This window comes from Pectobacterium nicotianae, from assembly GCF_023272715.1.
Classification (GTDB): Bacteria; Pseudomonadota; Gammaproteobacteria; order Enterobacterales; family Enterobacteriaceae; genus Pectobacterium; species Pectobacterium brasiliense.
In genome coordinates, this window is sequence record NZ_CP096821.1 from 114305 (window position 1) to 130476 (window position 16172).

Below are 16172 nucleotides of genomic sequence, written 5' to 3' on the forward strand. Positions count from 1 at the left end.
CCTCCTGGGTTATTAGTGATAGCCATTCTCATCAGGAACTTTACACCGCCGCTCAATGCTTAGCCAGATTTTCGTGAGCGGCGTCAACGTCAGAAATAGAGGGAGCGAACGATCAGGAAATGGCCGCCAAAATAGCCCGCTGCCACAATCGCCTGATGGGCACGGAATGGAAAACGGTAATGGTGAATCAGCCAGGCCGCATGGGCGATAAACAGCAGCACGGTGCCCGTCAGCAGGGAGAAATTCGCGTTTGTCCCCAGCGCAAAATACCGCTCGCCAGCAATCCAGACCATTAACGTCGTCATGATGATGAATGCGCAGGCGGGCCAACGCTGTGCTTCCAATCGTCCCCAGATAATCGCGATCAGGATCGCGGCCAGAATGACGAGCGTTAATGCCAGCGGCCAAAAGAACGTGAGTGAAATCTGTCCGGTAAAAAAGCTAATGGTGTACAGCAGATGGGAGAGGAAATAAGCGCCAAACGCGTAAAGCAGGCGCTGAGTTGGCAGCAACAGCAGGGTGTCTGCGACCAGCGTTGCCAGTAGCCCCAGCACAATCAGATAGCCCGGCACGCCAAGCAGCGGTGTCTGCCAGGCCAGAGCCAGCAGCAGTAGCATCGTGACCGGTTTGAATAACCAACGTTGCCACGTTGGACCACGGTAGCTGGCGTCCACATACAACCAACCAGAAAAAAGCACAGCAATAAATGACCAAAGCATAGCGTGTCCTTTTTGTGTTTTTGTTTGTGTCAGGATAAAAATAAACCGTTCTTTATTCAGTGTAGGGGATTGTGGGGAAGTTAAACAACACAGGGCGAGACGGATGCGACTTCTGTGAGCTTCATGGTATGTTATCGCCTGTTTTTATTGTAAATGGGCGCCGTGAAGTCTCGAAGGGAGCATTGTGTTGAATGAGTAATGAATCCGCGCTTTATCGTATTCAATTTATAAATAACGGTAAGAATTACCAGCTTTACGTGCGTGAGTTGGTGCAGAGCAGCCTTTTCGGTTTTATTGAAATTGCCGACTTCGTGTTTGATAGCCAGTCTACGGTGCTGGTTGACCCGTCAACCGAGAAACTGAAAACGGAATTCTCCGGCGTTAGCCGCAGCTTCATTCCTCTACAGGCGATCATTCGCATTGATGCCGTGACGGAAAAAGGCAGCGCGCGCATTTCTGATTTAGGCGACAACGTTACCGCATTCCCCTATCTTCCCGGCAAGAAACCCTGATTTTGCGGCGCGTGTCCTTTGAGCGAAAGGGCACACGCTTTATTCGCATTGTGCCTCAATTCGGATTGTGCCCCAGCAGAGGTAGCGATTACGACTTCGGTGGCTTAGGCTGCTTTTTCTGCCACGCCAGCAGTTCAAACACGCCAAAAAGGAAAATGCGTGCCTGAAGCGCGCGGCTCAGCGCGGGGCTGTCCTTCGGCTGGCTGGATTTTAACAGCAGCAGCTGAAAACCATGCATCAGGATCATAAACACCATCGCCACGGTCATGAAAATATTCAACGGCTTGGGAAATGGCTGAATCAGGTTAAGCAGCAGAAATCCCCACACGCCCAGCATCAATAGCCTGCCAAGGTTAATCAAAATCATCTCTTACCCTTACGTTGCTGAGAAGCTCATTGACGAATGTATAAACGGTAGGCGACCTGACCCGCAATTTTCTCACGGTGCAGTTGCCAATTTTCCGGGATAGTCAGCTGCGCATTTTCCGCCTCGGTTTCTACGTAAATCCATGCATCGGGTGCCAGCCAACCCTGTTGTTCCAGCAGCGCGAGCGTGTTGTTCAGCAGCTCTTTGCGAAACGGTGGATCGAGAAACACGACGTCAAACGGCGTGCCCGGCTTCGCCAGCCAGCTCAGGGCATCCGTATTGACCACCTCGGCGTGTTCCGCCCGAAGCAGTGCCAGATTTTGCGTTAACTGCTGCGCGACTGCACGATCCATCTCCAATAACGTGGCGTGTGCGGCATAACGGGATAAGGCTTCCAGCCCGAGCGCGCCGCTGCCGGCAAAGCAGTCCAGACAGCGTGCCTGTTGAATGACGGGAGCCAGCCAGTTAAACAGCGTTTCCCGCACGCGATCGGTAGTGGGACGTAAACCGGGGCTATCAGGAACCGGAAGTTTTCTGCCGCGCCATTGACCACCGATGATTCGGATTTGTCCGGCGGCTGACGATGCATTTTTTTTAGCCATAGCTCACAGGGTTATTGTTGTGCCGCATCATCGTGGTGTGGATACGGGCAGGAAATTTCTGGCGCTATTCTAGCGGCGGTTACGTGTAGAGGGAATGTTAAGATGGGTGTTAAAGCGCTTAACCCAAAATTTTGTGCTATCTACGGGCTTTCGATAACGCGCAGCGTTTGACACACTTCGTTACGGACATTGCCTTTCGTTACGAAGATTGTCGGCAGCGCCGAGAATTGTCCGTCATTGCCCCCGTTGGCTGCGTGTTGCTGTCGGCAGGAAAGTGTTAAACTTATTGTTTAAATATGATTTTCATTGATTGATTCGCTGCGGTGAGCAGCGTGGAGCGCGATCGCACATGTCAAAAGAAAAGAAGCGCGGTTTTTTTTCCTGGCTGGGATTAGGGAAACAGGAAGAGAAACAACAGGAACAGCCGCAAGAGCAGCCGTCAGCGACGGAGTCGGATGCTGCTGCATCGGCTCACCAGACCGTTGAGCACGCGCCGGAGCAGGTAGAGAAACCGCTGCCGGAAGCGCCTGTCGTTGAAGAAGAGATCAAGGTTGAAGCGGAAGAGCTGATCCAACCTGCCGCCGAGCGTGACGTTACCGCAGCGACTGACGAACCGACCGTCGCTGTGGCTGAATCAGCTGTATCGGCCCCCATTATTTCTGAAACAGACGATCGTGACGCGATCGATCATGACGTTCTCGATCGGGATGTCGTCGATCCGATCGTACAGACCGAGATCGCCGACAGCGCGGTGGTGGCTAATGCTGAGCCGGACGTTGCGCAGCAGGAAGAGCAAGAATACGAAGAACCAGAACCTGCGCAGCCAGATGATGTGCCTGCTGTGGCGCAAGAGCAGGAACGTCCAACGAAAGAAGGTTTCTTCGCTCGCCTGAAACGCAGTCTGGTAAAAACGCGCCAGAACCTCGGTTCAGGATTTATCGGATTGTTTCGCGGTAAGAAAATCGACGACGATCTGTTTGATGAACTGGAAGAACAACTGCTGGTTGCGGATGTCGGGGTCGAGACGACCCGTAAGATCATCGGCAGCCTGACAGAACACGCCAGCCGCCGCCAACTGAAAGATGCTGATACGCTTTTTGTGAAGCTGAAAGAAGAAATGGCGGAGATTCTTGCTAAGGTGGACGCCCCGCTGAATATCGAAGGCAAAACGCCGTATGTCATTCTGATGGTTGGCGTTAATGGCGTGGGTAAAACCACCACCATCGGGAAAATGGCACGTCAGTTCCAGGCGCAGGGCAAATCCGTGATGCTGGCAGCGGGGGATACCTTCCGTGCGGCGGCGGTCGAGCAGCTTCAGGTCTGGGGACAGCGCAATAACGTGGCGGTGGTCGCACAGCATACGGGTGCGGATTCGGCATCGGTGATTTTCGATGCGATTCAGGCAGCGAAAGCGCGCGGCGTTGATGTCCTGATCGCGGACACCGCCGGCCGCTTGCAGAACAAAGCGCACCTGATGGAAGAGCTGAAAAAGATTGTGCGCGTGATGAAGAAGCTGGACGAAGACGCGCCGCATGAAGTGATGCTGACGCTGGATGCGAGCACCGGGCAGAACGCAGTGAGTCAGGCCAAGCTGTTTAATGAAGCGGTTGGGCTGACGGGTATTACCTTAACTAAGCTGGACGGTACCGCGAAAGGCGGGGTGATTTTCGCCATTGCCGACCAGTTCGCTATTCCTATCCGCTATATTGGGGTAGGTGAAGGTATTGAAGATTTACGGCCATTCAAGGCCGACGATTTTATTGAGGCACTTTTTGCCCGAGAGGATTAAAACGGATGATTCGTTTTGAACAGGTCAGTAAAGCTTACCTCGGTGGGCGTCAGGCATTACAAGGGGTGGATTTCCATCTGCGCCCCGCGGAAATGGCGTTCCTGACCGGCCATTCCGGCGCAGGGAAAAGTACCCTGCTGAAACTGATTTGTGGCATTGAACGTCCCAGCGCGGGTCAGATTTTTTTTGGCGGCCACAATATCAGCCGCCTGAAAAAACGCGAAGTTCCGTTCCTGCGGCGCCAGATCGGCATGATCTTTCAGGATCACCACCTGCTGATGGAACGCACGGTCTATGACAACGTCGCGATGCCGCTCATCATCGCGGGTGCCAGCAGTGAGGATATCCGTCGTCGGGTATCCGCCGCGCTGGACAAGGTTGGCCTGCTGGATAAAGCGAAAAACTACCCTATCCAGCTGTCCGGTGGTGAGCAGCAGCGCGTTGGCATTGCGCGCGCGGTGGTGAACAAACCCGCCGTATTGCTGGCGGATGAACCGACCGGCAACCTGGACGAAGCGCTGTCAGAAGGCATTTTGCGCCTGTTTGAAGAATTCAATCGCGTTGGCGTTACCGTTCTGATGGCGACGCATGACACTGGGCTGATCGCCCGCCGTAATTACCGTGTGCTGACGTTGTCGGATGGCCGCATGGTGGGGGGAAACCACAATGGCGAATAACGTCCGTAATGCGAAAAAGCCTGTCGCAAAAGCCAAAGCGCTGCGCGGCGGCTGGCAGGAACAGTGGCGCTATGCCTGGATGAATACGCTGGCTGATATGCTGCGGCAGCCGCTGGCGACCTTTCTGACTATCATGGTCATCGCTATTTCGTTGGCGTTGCCCAGCATCTGCTATCTGGTATGGAAAAACGTCAGTCAGGCAGCCACACAGTGGTATCCCTCGCCGCAGCTGACGGTGTATCTGGATAAATCGCTGGATGACAACGCGGCGCAGGCGGTGATCACGCAGCTTCAATCTGAAGAGGGCGTTGATAAAGTCAATTACCTGTCGCGCAATGAAGCGATGGGCGAATTCCGCAACTGGTCCGGTTTTGGCGGCGCGCTCGATATGCTGGAAGAGAATCCGCTGCCAGCTGTAGCGATTATCACGCCGAAAATGAGTTTTCAGGATTCCACCACGCTGACGACGCTGCGCGACCGAGTGGCGGCGACGCAGGGCGTGGATGAAGTACGGATGGATGACAGCTGGTTTGCGCGGCTGGTGGCATTGACCAATCTGGTTGGACAAATTTCCGTGACGATTGGCGTCCTGATGGTGGTTGCCGTCTTTTTGGTGATCGGCAACAGCGTGCGCCTGAGTATTTTCAGCCGCCGTGAAACCATCAACGTGATGAAGCTGATTGGGGCGACAGACGGCTTTATTCTGCGTCCGTTCCTGAATGGTGGGGCGGCAATGGGTGTAGGCGGCGCGGTGCTGTCACTGATTTTATCGCAGGCGCTGGTCTGGAAGCTGGGTGCCGTGGTGGCGCAGGTGGCGTCCGTCTTCGGTACGACGTTTGCCGTCAAAGGATTAAGCTGGGATGAATCCCTGCTGCTGCTGTTAATCGCCGGTATGATTGGCTGGTTGGCCGCCTGGCTGGCAACGGTGCAACATTTACGCCGTTTTACACCACAGTAAGCGTTTTCTGGTATAATTATCCCCTGTAATTCAGACCGTATTGCAGGGGAAATCTCCTCAGCGACATCTCTTCTTTGTTCTCCCCGCTGTGTTTTCCCCTTGGTTTCTCGTGTGTGAGTGATGCGTTTTTCTCCTGCTTGATCTCTGGCATGAGGTGAATAAAATGAGAGGAACTTGCGAGCGAAATCACAGTCTGAATAGACAGATTTTAGGATTTGATTAATCTGGTTTTAGGGTTTTTCATAAAATAAGCGTTAAGGTGCCGTGTTTTGCCATCTTCGCGCAGAACGATGCGGTGAAGCAGTGCTAAGATAGCCAACTGCAATATGACGAGTAGAGCAACTGAGAGGGTTGAATGACCAAAGATATGCAAACTTTCACCTTAGTTCCCCAGGGCAGTCTGGAAGGGTATATTCGTGCCGCCAATGCCTATCCGATGCTGACGGCGGAGGAAGAGCGGGCGCTGGCTGAACGGCTGCATTATCAGGGCGATCTGGATGCGGCTAAGCACCTGATTCTGTCACACCTGCGTTTTGTTATTCATGTTGCCCGTAACTATTCCGGCTACGGCCTGCCGCAGGCGGACCTGATTCAGGAAGGGAACATCGGCCTGATGAAAGCGGTACGTCGCTTTAACCCTGAAGTTGGCGTGCGTCTGGTTTCTTTCGCCGTGCATTGGATCAAAGCCGAAATTCATGAATACGTGCTGCGTAACTGGCGTATCGTGAAAGTCGCGACCACTAAAGCACAGCGTAAGCTGTTCTTTAACCTGCGTAAGTCGAAAACGCGCCTCGGCTGGTTTAATCAGGATGAAGTCGAATTGGTCGCGCGTGAGCTTGGCGTGACGAGCAAAGACGTGCGCGAGATGGAATCCCGCATGGCGGCGCAGGACATGACGTTCGATCCGACGCCGGAAGAAGATTCGCACGACGGCAAGGCGATGTCGCCGATGCTTTACCTACAGGATAAATCGTCTGACTTTGCCGATGGCATTGAAGAAGATAACTGGGAAACGCACGCGGCCGATAAGCTCACCTACGCGCTGGAAGGGCTGGATGAACGTAGCCAGCACATTATTCGCGCCCGCTGGTTGGATGATGACAACAAATCCACCTTGCAGGAACTGGCCGATCAATACGGCGTTTCCGCCGAGCGTGTGCGTCAGTTAGAAAAGAATGCGATGAAAAAACTGCGAGCGGCGATAGAAGCCTAATCGCTCTCATCGTCTCTTTCTGTAGCGACCGGGTAATGCCCGGTCGTTTTGTTTTTGTCTGGGGTCAGTCCGGCTTATCTGGGTTAAGTTCGTCAAGAATCAGCGTCGTTTCTTTTCTGCGAATATAGCGCCAGCCGCCGGATACGGGTGAGAATCCGCAGGACACCATAAACCGTGCCAGCACGTCCTCTTTGATCGCGGCATGATTCGCTGTGGCCAGCCACCACTCGTTCACTTCAGGAAGCTGACGGCGCGCCTCATCAACCAAAAGTTGTCCTACTCCCCGGCGGCGCGTCACTTCACGTACCATCAGATCGCTCAGCTCTGCATAGTCCCCCGCAATTTCGACTAGCATTCCCCCGAGTAACCGATCGTTAAAACGCGCGGCAAAGAGTCGTCGAGTCGGTTTTAGTCCCGCTTCTAATAAATCAATGTTCTGATGTGGCCAGATTTTTGCCAAATCAATTTTATCCTGAGGGCTGAATTGGGTGAGGCATTCAACGGCTAGTTTCATTTTTATCGGCACTCCATCATATGAGTGAAGAATAATGTAGTTGTTTTGTAGTGGATCAGTTGTGTAATTTGAGCGTTATGGTTAATAGGGCAAATGTTTTTCTCATTCTTTGTTTTTCGAGTAATCCATCAACAATTAATGCACAAAGTAGAATATCTGACTATATATAAATTGAATGCTGGTTTTTGCATCTGGTGTTTTGTGCTGTTTGCTCCGCTTGTTTCTGACAGTGTGAGTTGATTTGCAGCATAAAATTCCTGTTTAATAATATGAAAAATAAAGCCTTATTAGAAAAGATTACTAATAATAACCTAAGCCTTTCTTACTTATAAGAAAATAGCAGGTTATGGCAGAAGGCGGTCAGGTTTTCGGCAATATCCATAATGACAGATGGGGTAAAAAGAATGAAATTCAGTAAAGGTAAAGTATTGCTGATGGGTTGTATGGCTGCGGCGTTGAGTCACGCGGTCAGCGCTGCCGATATTAAGGTTGCGGTTGTGGGTGCAATGTCTGGCCCGGTTGCACAGTATGGCGATATGGAGTTCATTGGCGCGCGTCAGGCCATTGAAGACATTAACGCAAAAGGCGGCGTAAACGGTAACAAACTGGTTGGCGTTGAATATGATGACGCGTGCGACCCTAAGCAGGCGGTTGCCGTCGCGAACAAAGTCATCAATGACGGTATCCGTTATGTGATTGGCCATCTGTGTTCCTCCTCCACGCAGCCTGCGTCTGATATCTATGAAGAAGAAGGCGTGATCATGATTACGCCTGCGGCAACCAACGCCGACTTGACCACGCGCGGCTACAAAATGGTACTGCGCACGACGGGGCTGGATTCCGATCAGGGGCCAACCTCAGCGAAATACATTGTCGAAACCATCAAACCGCAGCGTATCGCCGTGGTTCATGACAAACAGCAATATGGTGAAGGCCTGGCCCGCTCTGTTCAGGATAGCCTGAAAAAAGCCGGTGCGAATGTTGTGCTGTTTGAAGGTGTGACGGCGGGTGATAAAGATTTCTCTACGCTGGTTGCGCGTCTGAAGAAAGAGAACGTTGATTTCGTCTATTTCGGCGGCTACTACCCGGAAATGGGGCAGATTCTGCGTCAGGCGCGTCAGGCTGGCATGACCACCAAATTCATGGGTCCAGAAGGCGTGGGTAACTCATCGCTGTCCAACATCGCAGGCGATGCGTCTGAAGGCATGCTGGTGACGTTGCCGAAGCGTTACGATCAGGTTCCTGCTAACCAGCCGATTGTTGATGCGCTGAAAGCCAAGAAACTGGATCCAACCGGTCCGTTCGTCTGGACGACCTACGCAGCACTGCAATCGCTGACCACCGCGATGGCACGTACCAATAGCGATGAACCGGAAAAACTGGTCGCAGATCTGAAAGCGAACCCTGTGGAGACGGTAATGGGACCATTAAGCTGGGATGCAAAAGGCGACCTGAAAGGGTTTGAATTTGGCGTATTTGAGTGGCACAAAGACGGTACTTCCAGCGCAGTGAAATAATCATCATGCCCGAGGCGGGGAACGGTTGAAGACACCGTTGTCTGCCTCTTCGGCGTGGAGAGCATTCTCGGCCCGCTGAGTGTGTACCAATAATAATCCCTCAATACCGAAGCCCCCGTTGCCGCAAGGCGCGGGGGCAGCATTTAAGGTTTAAGGTATGTCCGAGCAGTTCCTTTACTTTTTTCAGCAGATGTTCAACGGCCTGACGTTGGGCAGCACCTATGCGCTGATCGCCATTGGCTACACCATGGTTTACGGCATTATCGGCATGATTAACTTCGCACATGGCGAAGTGTATATGATCGGTAGCTACGTCTCCTTTATTGTGATTGCGGCCCTGATGATGATGGGCATCGATGCTGGCTGGCTCCTGATTGGCGCCGCCTTCATTGCCGCCGTGGTCATTTCCAGCGCCTACGGCTGGAGTATCGAACGGGTGGCCTACCGACCGGTTCGAACGTCAAAGCGCCTGATCGCACTGATTTCTGCCATCGGGATGTCAATTTTCCTGCAAAACTACGTCAGCCTGAATCAGGGCTCGCGTGATGTTGCGCTGCCGAGTCTGGTGACCGGTCAGTGGGTGCTGGGCGAAAGCAATGGCTTTGCCGCGACGATTAGCACCATGCAGTTGACCATCTGGATCGTGACGTTCCTCGCCATGCTGGCGCTGACGCTATTTATTCGCTATTCCCGTATGGGGCGCGCCTGTCGCGCCTGTGCGGAAGACCTGAAAATGGCAAGCCTGCTGGGTATCAGCACCGATCGTGTGATCTCCCTGACCTTCGTCATTGGCGCGCTTATGGCTGCTGTTGCTGGCGTGCTGTTGGGGCAATTCTACGGCGTCATCAACCCCTATATCGGCTTTATGGCCGGGATGAAAGCCTTTACGGCGGCGGTGCTGGGCGGAATCGGCAGCATCCCTGGTGCGATGATCGGTGGGCTGATTTTGGGCGTAGCCGAAGCGCTGACGTCCGCTTACCTGAGCACGGAATACAAAGATGCGGTGTCGTTTGCGCTGCTGATTGTGGTGCTGCTGGTGATGCCAACCGGTATTTTGGGTCGCCCGGAGGTTGAGAAAGTATGAAACAGCTCAACCTGTTTAATGCGTTGGTTTCCGCGCTCATGCTGCTGGTGCTGGCCTCGTTCTTAATGGGCATGCAGCTGGCGCTGGATGGCACCAAACTGGTGGTGCGCGGTGCTGATGAAGTCCGTTGGTACTGGATTGGCGCGGGCTGCATCGTGGTGTTTTTCTTCCAGTTGATTCGCCCGTTCTTCCAGCAAAGCATCAAGAAATTCTCTGCACCGTCGCTGGTGCTGCCGAGCTTTGATGGCAGTACGCCACGGCAGAAGATAGTAGCGGCGGCATTGATTATCGCCGCTATCGCCTGGCCGTTTCTGGTGTCGCGCGGTACGGTGGATATCGCCACCCTCACGCTGATTTACGTGATGCTGGGCCTGGGTTTGAACGTCGTGGTTGGCTTGTCCGGTCTGCTGGTATTGGGCTACGGCGGGTTTTACGCCATTGGTGCGTATACCTATGCGTTGCTGAATCACTATTACGGATTGGGCTTCTGGGAAAGTCTGCCGCTGGCGGGCATGGCGGCAGCGCTGTCCGGCTTCCTGCTGGGGTTCCCGGTGCTGCGTTTGCGCGGCGACTACCTGGCGATTGTGACGCTCGGGTTCGGTGAAATTGTTCGTATCCTGCTGCTGAACAACACTGAAATTACCGGTGGCCCGAACGGCATCAGCCAGATCCCTAAACCGACTTTCTTTGGTCTGGAATTTGGCCGCAGCGCGCGCGATGGCGGCTGGGATACGTTCCATAATTTCTTCGGTCTGCAATATGACCCGAGCGATCGCGTCATCTTCTTGTATCTGGTCGCGCTGCTGCTGGTTGTGTTGACCCTGTTTGTGATTAACCGTCTACTGCGGATGCCGTTAGGACGTGCCTGGGAAGCGCTGCGCGATGATGAAATCGCCTGCCGCTCTCTGGGGCTGAGCCCAACACGCATCAAGCTGACCGCGTTTACCATCAGCGCCGCATTCGCGGGTTTTGCCGGTACGCTGTTTGCCGCGCGTCAGGGCTTTGTCAGCCCGGAATCATTCACGTTCGCTGAGTCTGCCTTTGTACTGGCCATCGTCGTACTGGGCGGAATGGGCTCGCAGTTTGCGGTCATTCTTGCGGCAATCTTGCTGGTCGTGTCCCGCGAGCTGATGCGCGATCTGAATGAATACAGCATGCTGCTGCTGGGTGCGTTGATGGTTCTGATGATGATTTGGCGTCCGCAAGGCCTGCTGCCGATGAAGCGTCCTGAGATGAAGTTGAAAGTCGCGAAGAAGGAAGAGCAAGCATGAGCACGCAGCCACTATTATCAGTCAGAGGTCTGATGATGCGTTTTGGCGGCCTGCTGGCGGTCAACAACGTTGAAATGGATATTCATGCGGGCGAAATTGTCTCGCTGATCGGCCCGAACGGGGCGGGGAAGACTACAGTCTTTAACTGCCTGACCGGTTTTTATCGCCCAAGCGGCGGCACCATCATGCTGCGCGATCGTCATCTGGAAGGGTTACCCGGACAGGCCATTGCCCGTATGGGCGTGGTGCGCACATTCCAGCACGTTCGTCTGTTCCGTGAAATGACGGTGATCGAGAACCTGCTGGTCGCGCAACATCAGCACCTGAAAAGCGGCGTGTTTGCCGGGCTGTTGAAAACGCCGGGCTTTCGTCGTGCGGAAGCCGATGCGCAAGAGCGCGCTGCGGTGTGGCTGGAGCGTATCGGTCTGTTAGATTTAGCGAACCGTCAGGCGGGGAATCTGGCTTACGGCCAGCAGCGCCGTCTGGAAATTGCCCGCTGCATGGTGACGCGCCCTGAGCTGCTGATGCTGGATGAGCCTGCGGCTGGTCTGAACCCGAAAGAAACTGACGAGTTAAATCAGCTGATTGCGGAACTGCGCGATAGCCATCAGGTGTCTGTGTTGTTGATTGAACATGATATGAAGCTGGTCATGGGCATTTCCGACCGGATTTATGTCGTCAATCAGGGAACGCCGCTGGCACAAGGCACCCCAGCTGAAATTCGTAACAACCCGGATGTCATCCGTGCATATCTGGGTGAAGGATAACGTTTATGCTGTCATTACATCAGGTTTCGGCCCACTACGGAAAAATTCAGGCGCTGCATCAGGTAAGCCTGCATATTAATCAGGGCGAGATTGTTACGCTGATCGGCGCGAACGGTGCCGGTAAAACCACGCTGCTGGGTACGCTATGCGGTGACCCACGCGCGACGGAAGGCACTATCACGTTTGACGGTAAGGACATCACAAACTGGCAGACTGCGCAGATTATGCGTGAAGCTATCGCGATTGTGCCGGAAGGGCGTCGCGTCTTTTCCCGCATGACGGTAGAAGAAAATCTGGCGATGGGCGGGTTCTTTGCCGAGCGCGATCAGTATCAGGAGCGCATTGCACGCGTTTACGATCTGTTCCCGCGTCTGTATGAGCGACGCGCCCAGCGTTCCGGCACGATGTCCGGCGGTGAGCAGCAGATGCTGGCGATTGGCCGTGCGCTGATGAGCCAGCCGCGTTTACTGCTGCTGGACGAGCCGTCGCTGGGTCTGGCACCGATCATCATCCTGCAAATTTTCGACACGATCCAGCAACTGCGTGAAGAGGGTATGACCATCTTCCTGGTGGAGCAAAACGCCAATCAGGCGCTGAAATTGGCTGACCGAGGTTATGTACTTGAAAACGGCCATGTCGTGTTGGAAGATACCGGTGCGGCATTGTTAGCTAATGAAGCGGTACGTTCGGCCTATCTGGGCGGATAATTAAAGTTTTGTTGAAAGGTTAATAAGAGATGGCCATTGAAGGGTTGTTAGCGCACCGCATCGCTCAGTTAAAAAGTTCCGCCATCCGTGAACTGCTGAAACACAGCAAGATGGAAAATATTATCTCGCTGGCTGGCGGGATTCCGTCAGATGCATTATTTGATTTCGAAGGGTTAAGTCAGGCCACGCAGTTAGCGATTACCGAACAGCCGAAAACGGCATTCCAGTATGGCTTGACCGAAGGCAGCGGCGTGCTGCGCGATCGCATTGCCGAGCTGTGCGCCGTACGCGGCGTAAAAACGCGCGGTGACGATATTGTCGTAACGGCCGGTTCGCAGCAGGCGCTGGACTTGATCATGCGCTCGATGGTCGATCCGGGCGACGTGTTCGTTGTTGAACGTCCGACCTATCTGGCAGCGCTGCAAACGCTGGAACTGGCGCAGGCGCAGGTGATGTCTGTGTCATCCGATGCCGACGGCATGGTCGTCGACGAGCTGGAAGAACTGCTGACGAAACAGCGCATCAAAGGCGTTTATATCGTTCCGAACTTTGGTAACCCGAGCGGCGTGACGCTGAGCTATGAACGTCGCCTGAAATTGATTCAGCTGGCAGAGCGCTACGGTTTTGTCATTATCGAAGACGATCCGTATGGCGAGCTGCGCTTCACCGAAGAGCGCAACCCGACGCTGTTCCAACTGGCGCAAGAGCAACTGGGTAGCACGGAATACGTGCTGTATACCTCTACGTTCTCGAAGGTGCTGGCACCGGGACTACGTCTCGGCTGGGCGATTCTGCCGGATTGGCTGTTGCACAAAGTAGCGATTATCAAACAGGCCGCTGACCTGCATGCCAGCGCATTGTCGCAGACCGTCGCGGAATGCTATCTGGGGTTGGGACGTCTGGATACGCAGATCGAGAAAATTCGCCACGCGTATAAGCACAAAGGCGAACTGCTGGCACAGCTGGTCGAGAAGGAACTGGGTGATGTCATCACCTTCAACCAACCGAAAGGTGGGATGTTCCTGTGGGCGAAGTTCCGTCAGGACGATTTCAACACGACGGAATGGCTGAAGAAGACGCTGGATCAGGGTGTGGTCTTCGTGCCGGGCGAGTTCTTCTTCCCAGACAATATCGATTACTCAACGCTGCGTCTGTCCTTTGCGACAGCAACGGATGAGCAAATGCATGAAGCGGTGGCTCGCCTGCGTCGGGCGCTGTAATCGCCAATAATGCATTGCCCGTTAATGTGAAAAAACCGCTGATATCTCAGCGGTTTTTCTTTTTTAACGTCGCGTTAATCGCTTGTGTGTTTAAAAGGTTTCCCAGTTTGTGTGACTCGAACTACCGGCCAGCGCCAGTTTGGGTCTGGACAGTCTCGCCGCTGGTTGTGCAGCACGCTGTGGCTGGATGCCGTCGATTTTGAACATGCTCATCAACTCAACCAGATGTTTGGCCTGTTGACTCAGGCTGTCTGCGGCGGAAGCCGACTCTTCAACCAGTGCCGCGTTCTGCTGGGTGACCTGATCGAGCTGATTGACCGCATCGTTCACCTGAGAAACGCCTTGCTCCTGTTCGTGGGTGGTCAGGCCGATCTCATTGATAAGATTGGCGACACGCTGTGACTGCTCCACGACTTCCTCGATGGTTACGCCCGCTTCGTTAACCAGCAGTTCTCCGGCTTCCACTTTGCCGACACTGATGCTAATCAGATCCTTGATTTCACGCGCAGCGGAGGCGGAGCGTTGAGCCAGTGAGCGAACTTCTCCGGCCACCACCGCGAACCCGCGTCCCTGTTCTCCGGCGCGGGCAGCTTCGACAGCGGCGTTGAGCGCCAGAATGTTGGTCTGGAAAGCAATCCCGTCAATCACGCCGATAATATCGCCAATTTTACGCGAACTGGCGGTGATCTCTTCCATTGTCCGCACGACGTTATTAACGACATCTCCGCCTTTGCGGGCCGCCGCGCTGGCCGAGTTGGCAAGCTGTGCCGCGCTACGCACGGTGTCGGCGTTCTGTTTCACCGTGGTATTCATCTCTTCCATGGACGCGGCGGTTTCCTGTAGGTTCGCGGCCTGTTCTTCCGTGCGTTGACTCAGATCGGTATTGCCGATAGCAATCTGGCTGGCACCGGTGGCGATAGACTCGCTGCTTTGATGAACTTGTCCGACGATATTGCTCAGGCTTTGGCGCATCTCTTCCATCGCAGCCAGAATGCTGGTGGTGTCTCCGGTACGCCGTTCAATGGCGATGGCAAGATTCCCTTGAGCGACCTGACGCGTGATTTCCAGCGTATAGGCCGGTTCTCCGCCAAGTTGACGCTTAATTTTCCGGGTGATCCACCAGGCAACAACGCCTCCCAATAGCGAGGCACACAGTGTGAGAATCAGCATTAAGGTGCCAGAATTGAATGCGTCTTTCTCGGATTGGTTGGCGATATCTATTGTGAGGGATTTCTGTCTCTCAGCCATTTTATCCAGTGCGGTAAATACGTTTGCCTGCGCGGCGCGTACCTCCGTCAACAGAAAGCTGCGAAACGCGTCGTGCTGGCTGTTCATCGCCAGTTCAATGGCTTTTCTCATGTTGCTGGTATAGGCGGGGAGAGCCTGTTCCAATGTGGCAATCAGCGCTTTAGTCTCACTGCTCACCGCGTTGTTACGTATTTGCGCCAGCAACTCGTTATTACGTGCGATGGATTTCTCAATGCGCTCCTTTTCCGTCTTCATCTGCTGTTGATCGTTTAGGAGTGCAATATTTCTGATGGCGCGTGCGGTGTCGTTAACGTTGTCTTTAAATTCCTGCATCAGCAGAAGATTGGTAATACGGACCTGTGACAGGGTCTGAATGTTTCCTCCAAGTTTTTCTAACTGGGTGCGACCCAGTATGGCGACTAAAAACCCAATGACGATAATTAGCGTAAAACCCGTTCCTAACATTTTTCCCAAGCTTATATTCTTCATGATGTGCCTTTTTTAATTATTGAAACTTGACACTGCAGGTGTCGTTATTTTAAGGGTGATGGTACAGATGCGATTCACCCTGCGAGTTTTATGGTTTTCATCATTCCATTTATCCCATAGTGCACTTTCTCATGCGGGTGTGTTGGCGACGCTGATACTCCAGCCGCTGCGTTGGTGGAGGAATGAGATCGTCACTTTCATGCACGTAGGGAATGCCTGTTGGGAATATTTACAGGCCAAAAGAATGACAAATAAAGTGTAGACAAGAATGTGACAGATTGATGGCAGAATAAACGTAACAAAACCCCCTGATTTATTAGATGGGCAGGGATTTGTTATTATTTTCTTGTCGCAGTTAGGATAGATAATAAATATTAATGAATGGTTGTCTAACTAATAAGAGTGAGATCTTTTTCTTATCGACTATTAATTTGTAACTTTATATTTAAAGTTGTGACATTTATTCATTAGTGCGGTTTTTTTAACCTTATTATTTATTCCTATTATCTGCATGCAAT

Annotated in this window: 16 protein-coding genes; 11 read left to right on the plus strand and 5 right to left on the minus strand. The window is 53.2% G+C overall.

Annotated features, from left to right (window positions below; translation table 11 throughout):
* Window positions 1-89: 89 nt before the first annotated feature.
* The gene (locus MYB54_RS00465) at window positions 90-719 is read right to left on the minus strand and encodes a lysoplasmalogenase (RefSeq protein WP_010306582.1); all 630 of its coding nucleotides are present in this window, start codon (window positions 717-719) and stop codon (window positions 90-92) included.
* Between the two features lie 191 nt (window positions 720-910).
* On the opposite strand from MYB54_RS00465, the gene MYB54_RS00470 reads away from it, so the two are divergent.
* Entirely contained in the window at window positions 911-1231 is a 321-nt protein-coding gene (locus MYB54_RS00470; protein WP_010681394.1) for a DUF1820 family protein, read from the plus strand.
* 88 nt (window positions 1232-1319) lie between these two features.
* On the opposite strand, the gene MYB54_RS00475 is transcribed toward MYB54_RS00470, so the two are convergent.
* Together MYB54_RS00475 and rsmD are read right to left on the minus strand one after the other, a co-directional pair.
* On the minus strand, window positions 1320-1595 hold the full coding sequence (locus MYB54_RS00475; RefSeq protein WP_162274786.1) for a DUF1145 family protein: 276 nt from the start codon (window positions 1593-1595) through the stop codon (window positions 1320-1322).
* A 29-nt stretch (window positions 1596-1624) separates the two neighbouring features.
* The gene (gene rsmD / locus MYB54_RS00480) at window positions 1625-2200 is read right to left on the minus strand and encodes a 16S rRNA (guanine(966)-N(2))-methyltransferase (protein ID WP_248721377.1); all 576 of its coding nucleotides are present in this window, start codon (window positions 2198-2200) and stop codon (window positions 1625-1627) included.
* A 349-nt stretch (window positions 2201-2549) separates the two neighbouring features.
* Here rsmD and ftsY point away from each other — a divergent pair, with 349 nt between their 5' ends.
* The 4 genes from ftsY to rpoH all read left to right on the plus strand — a co-directional run bounded on the left by ftsY (window position 2550) and on the right by rpoH (window position 6837).
* Window positions 2550-3989, plus strand: coding sequence for a signal recognition particle-docking protein FtsY (gene ftsY / locus MYB54_RS00485; protein WP_248721378.1), 1440 nt, complete (start codon window positions 2550-2552; stop codon window positions 3987-3989).
* A gap of 5 nt (window positions 3990-3994) precedes the next feature.
* Window positions 3995-4666, plus strand: a complete 672-nt coding sequence (gene ftsE, locus MYB54_RS00490; RefSeq protein WP_039281573.1) for a cell division ATP-binding protein FtsE — start codon at window positions 3995-3997, stop codon at window positions 4664-4666.
* Window positions 4656-5624: a permease-like cell division protein FtsX gene (gene ftsX, locus MYB54_RS00495; RefSeq protein ID WP_039281575.1), complete on the plus strand. Its 969-nt coding sequence runs from the start codon at window positions 4656-4658 to the stop codon at window positions 5622-5624. Before ftsE ends, ftsX begins: the two co-directional genes overlap by 11 nt.
* Window positions 5625-5979: 355 nt before the next feature.
* A complete protein-coding gene (gene rpoH, locus MYB54_RS00500) occupies window positions 5980-6837 on the plus strand; it encodes an RNA polymerase sigma factor RpoH (RefSeq protein ID WP_039275909.1) in 858 nt (285 codons plus the stop codon).
* A gap of 64 nt (window positions 6838-6901) precedes the next feature.
* On the opposite strand, the gene panM is transcribed toward rpoH, so the two are convergent.
* Entirely contained in the window at window positions 6902-7351 is a 450-nt protein-coding gene (panM, locus tag MYB54_RS00505) for an aspartate 1-decarboxylase autocleavage activator PanM (RefSeq protein ID WP_039551671.1), read from the minus strand.
* A 404-nt stretch (window positions 7352-7755) separates the two neighbouring features.
* Here panM and MYB54_RS00510 point away from each other — a divergent pair, with 404 nt between their 5' ends.
* The 6 genes from MYB54_RS00510 to MYB54_RS00535 all read left to right on the plus strand — a co-directional run bounded on the left by MYB54_RS00510 (window position 7756) and on the right by MYB54_RS00535 (window position 13917).
* Complete coding sequence (locus MYB54_RS00510) at window positions 7756-8868, plus strand: branched-chain amino acid ABC transporter substrate-binding protein (protein ID WP_014917048.1); 1113 nt, start codon at window positions 7756-7758, stop codon at window positions 8866-8868.
* 157 nt (window positions 8869-9025) lie between these two features.
* The gene (livH, locus tag MYB54_RS00515) at window positions 9026-9952 is read left to right on the plus strand and encodes a high-affinity branched-chain amino acid ABC transporter permease LivH (protein WP_039275912.1); all 927 of its coding nucleotides are present in this window, start codon (window positions 9026-9028) and stop codon (window positions 9950-9952) included.
* Complete coding sequence (locus MYB54_RS00520) at window positions 9949-11223, plus strand: high-affinity branched-chain amino acid ABC transporter permease LivM (protein ID WP_248721379.1); 1275 nt, start codon at window positions 9949-9951, stop codon at window positions 11221-11223. The genes livH and MYB54_RS00520 overlap by 4 nt, the downstream gene beginning before the upstream one ends.
* Window positions 11220-11990, plus strand: a complete 771-nt coding sequence (gene livG, locus MYB54_RS00525; RefSeq protein WP_014917046.1) for a high-affinity branched-chain amino acid ABC transporter ATP-binding protein LivG — start codon at window positions 11220-11222, stop codon at window positions 11988-11990. Before MYB54_RS00520 ends, livG begins: the two co-directional genes overlap by 4 nt.
* 5 nt (window positions 11991-11995) lie before the next feature.
* Window positions 11996-12697, plus strand: a complete 702-nt coding sequence (gene livF, locus MYB54_RS00530) for a high-affinity branched-chain amino acid ABC transporter ATP-binding protein LivF (protein WP_010306529.1) — start codon at window positions 11996-11998, stop codon at window positions 12695-12697.
* 29 nt (window positions 12698-12726) lie between these two features.
* Entirely contained in the window at window positions 12727-13917 is a 1191-nt protein-coding gene (locus MYB54_RS00535; RefSeq protein WP_039275915.1) for an aminotransferase-like domain-containing protein, read from the plus strand.
* Window positions 13918-14007: 90 nt separating this feature from the next.
* Here the strand turns inward: MYB54_RS00535 and MYB54_RS00540 are convergent, their stop codons facing one another.
* Window positions 14008-15654 (minus strand): methyl-accepting chemotaxis protein, encoded by a 1647-nt coding sequence (locus tag MYB54_RS00540; RefSeq protein ID WP_248721380.1) that lies wholly within the window; start codon window positions 15652-15654, stop codon window positions 14008-14010.
* Between the last annotated feature and the right edge of the window lie 518 nt (window positions 15655-16172).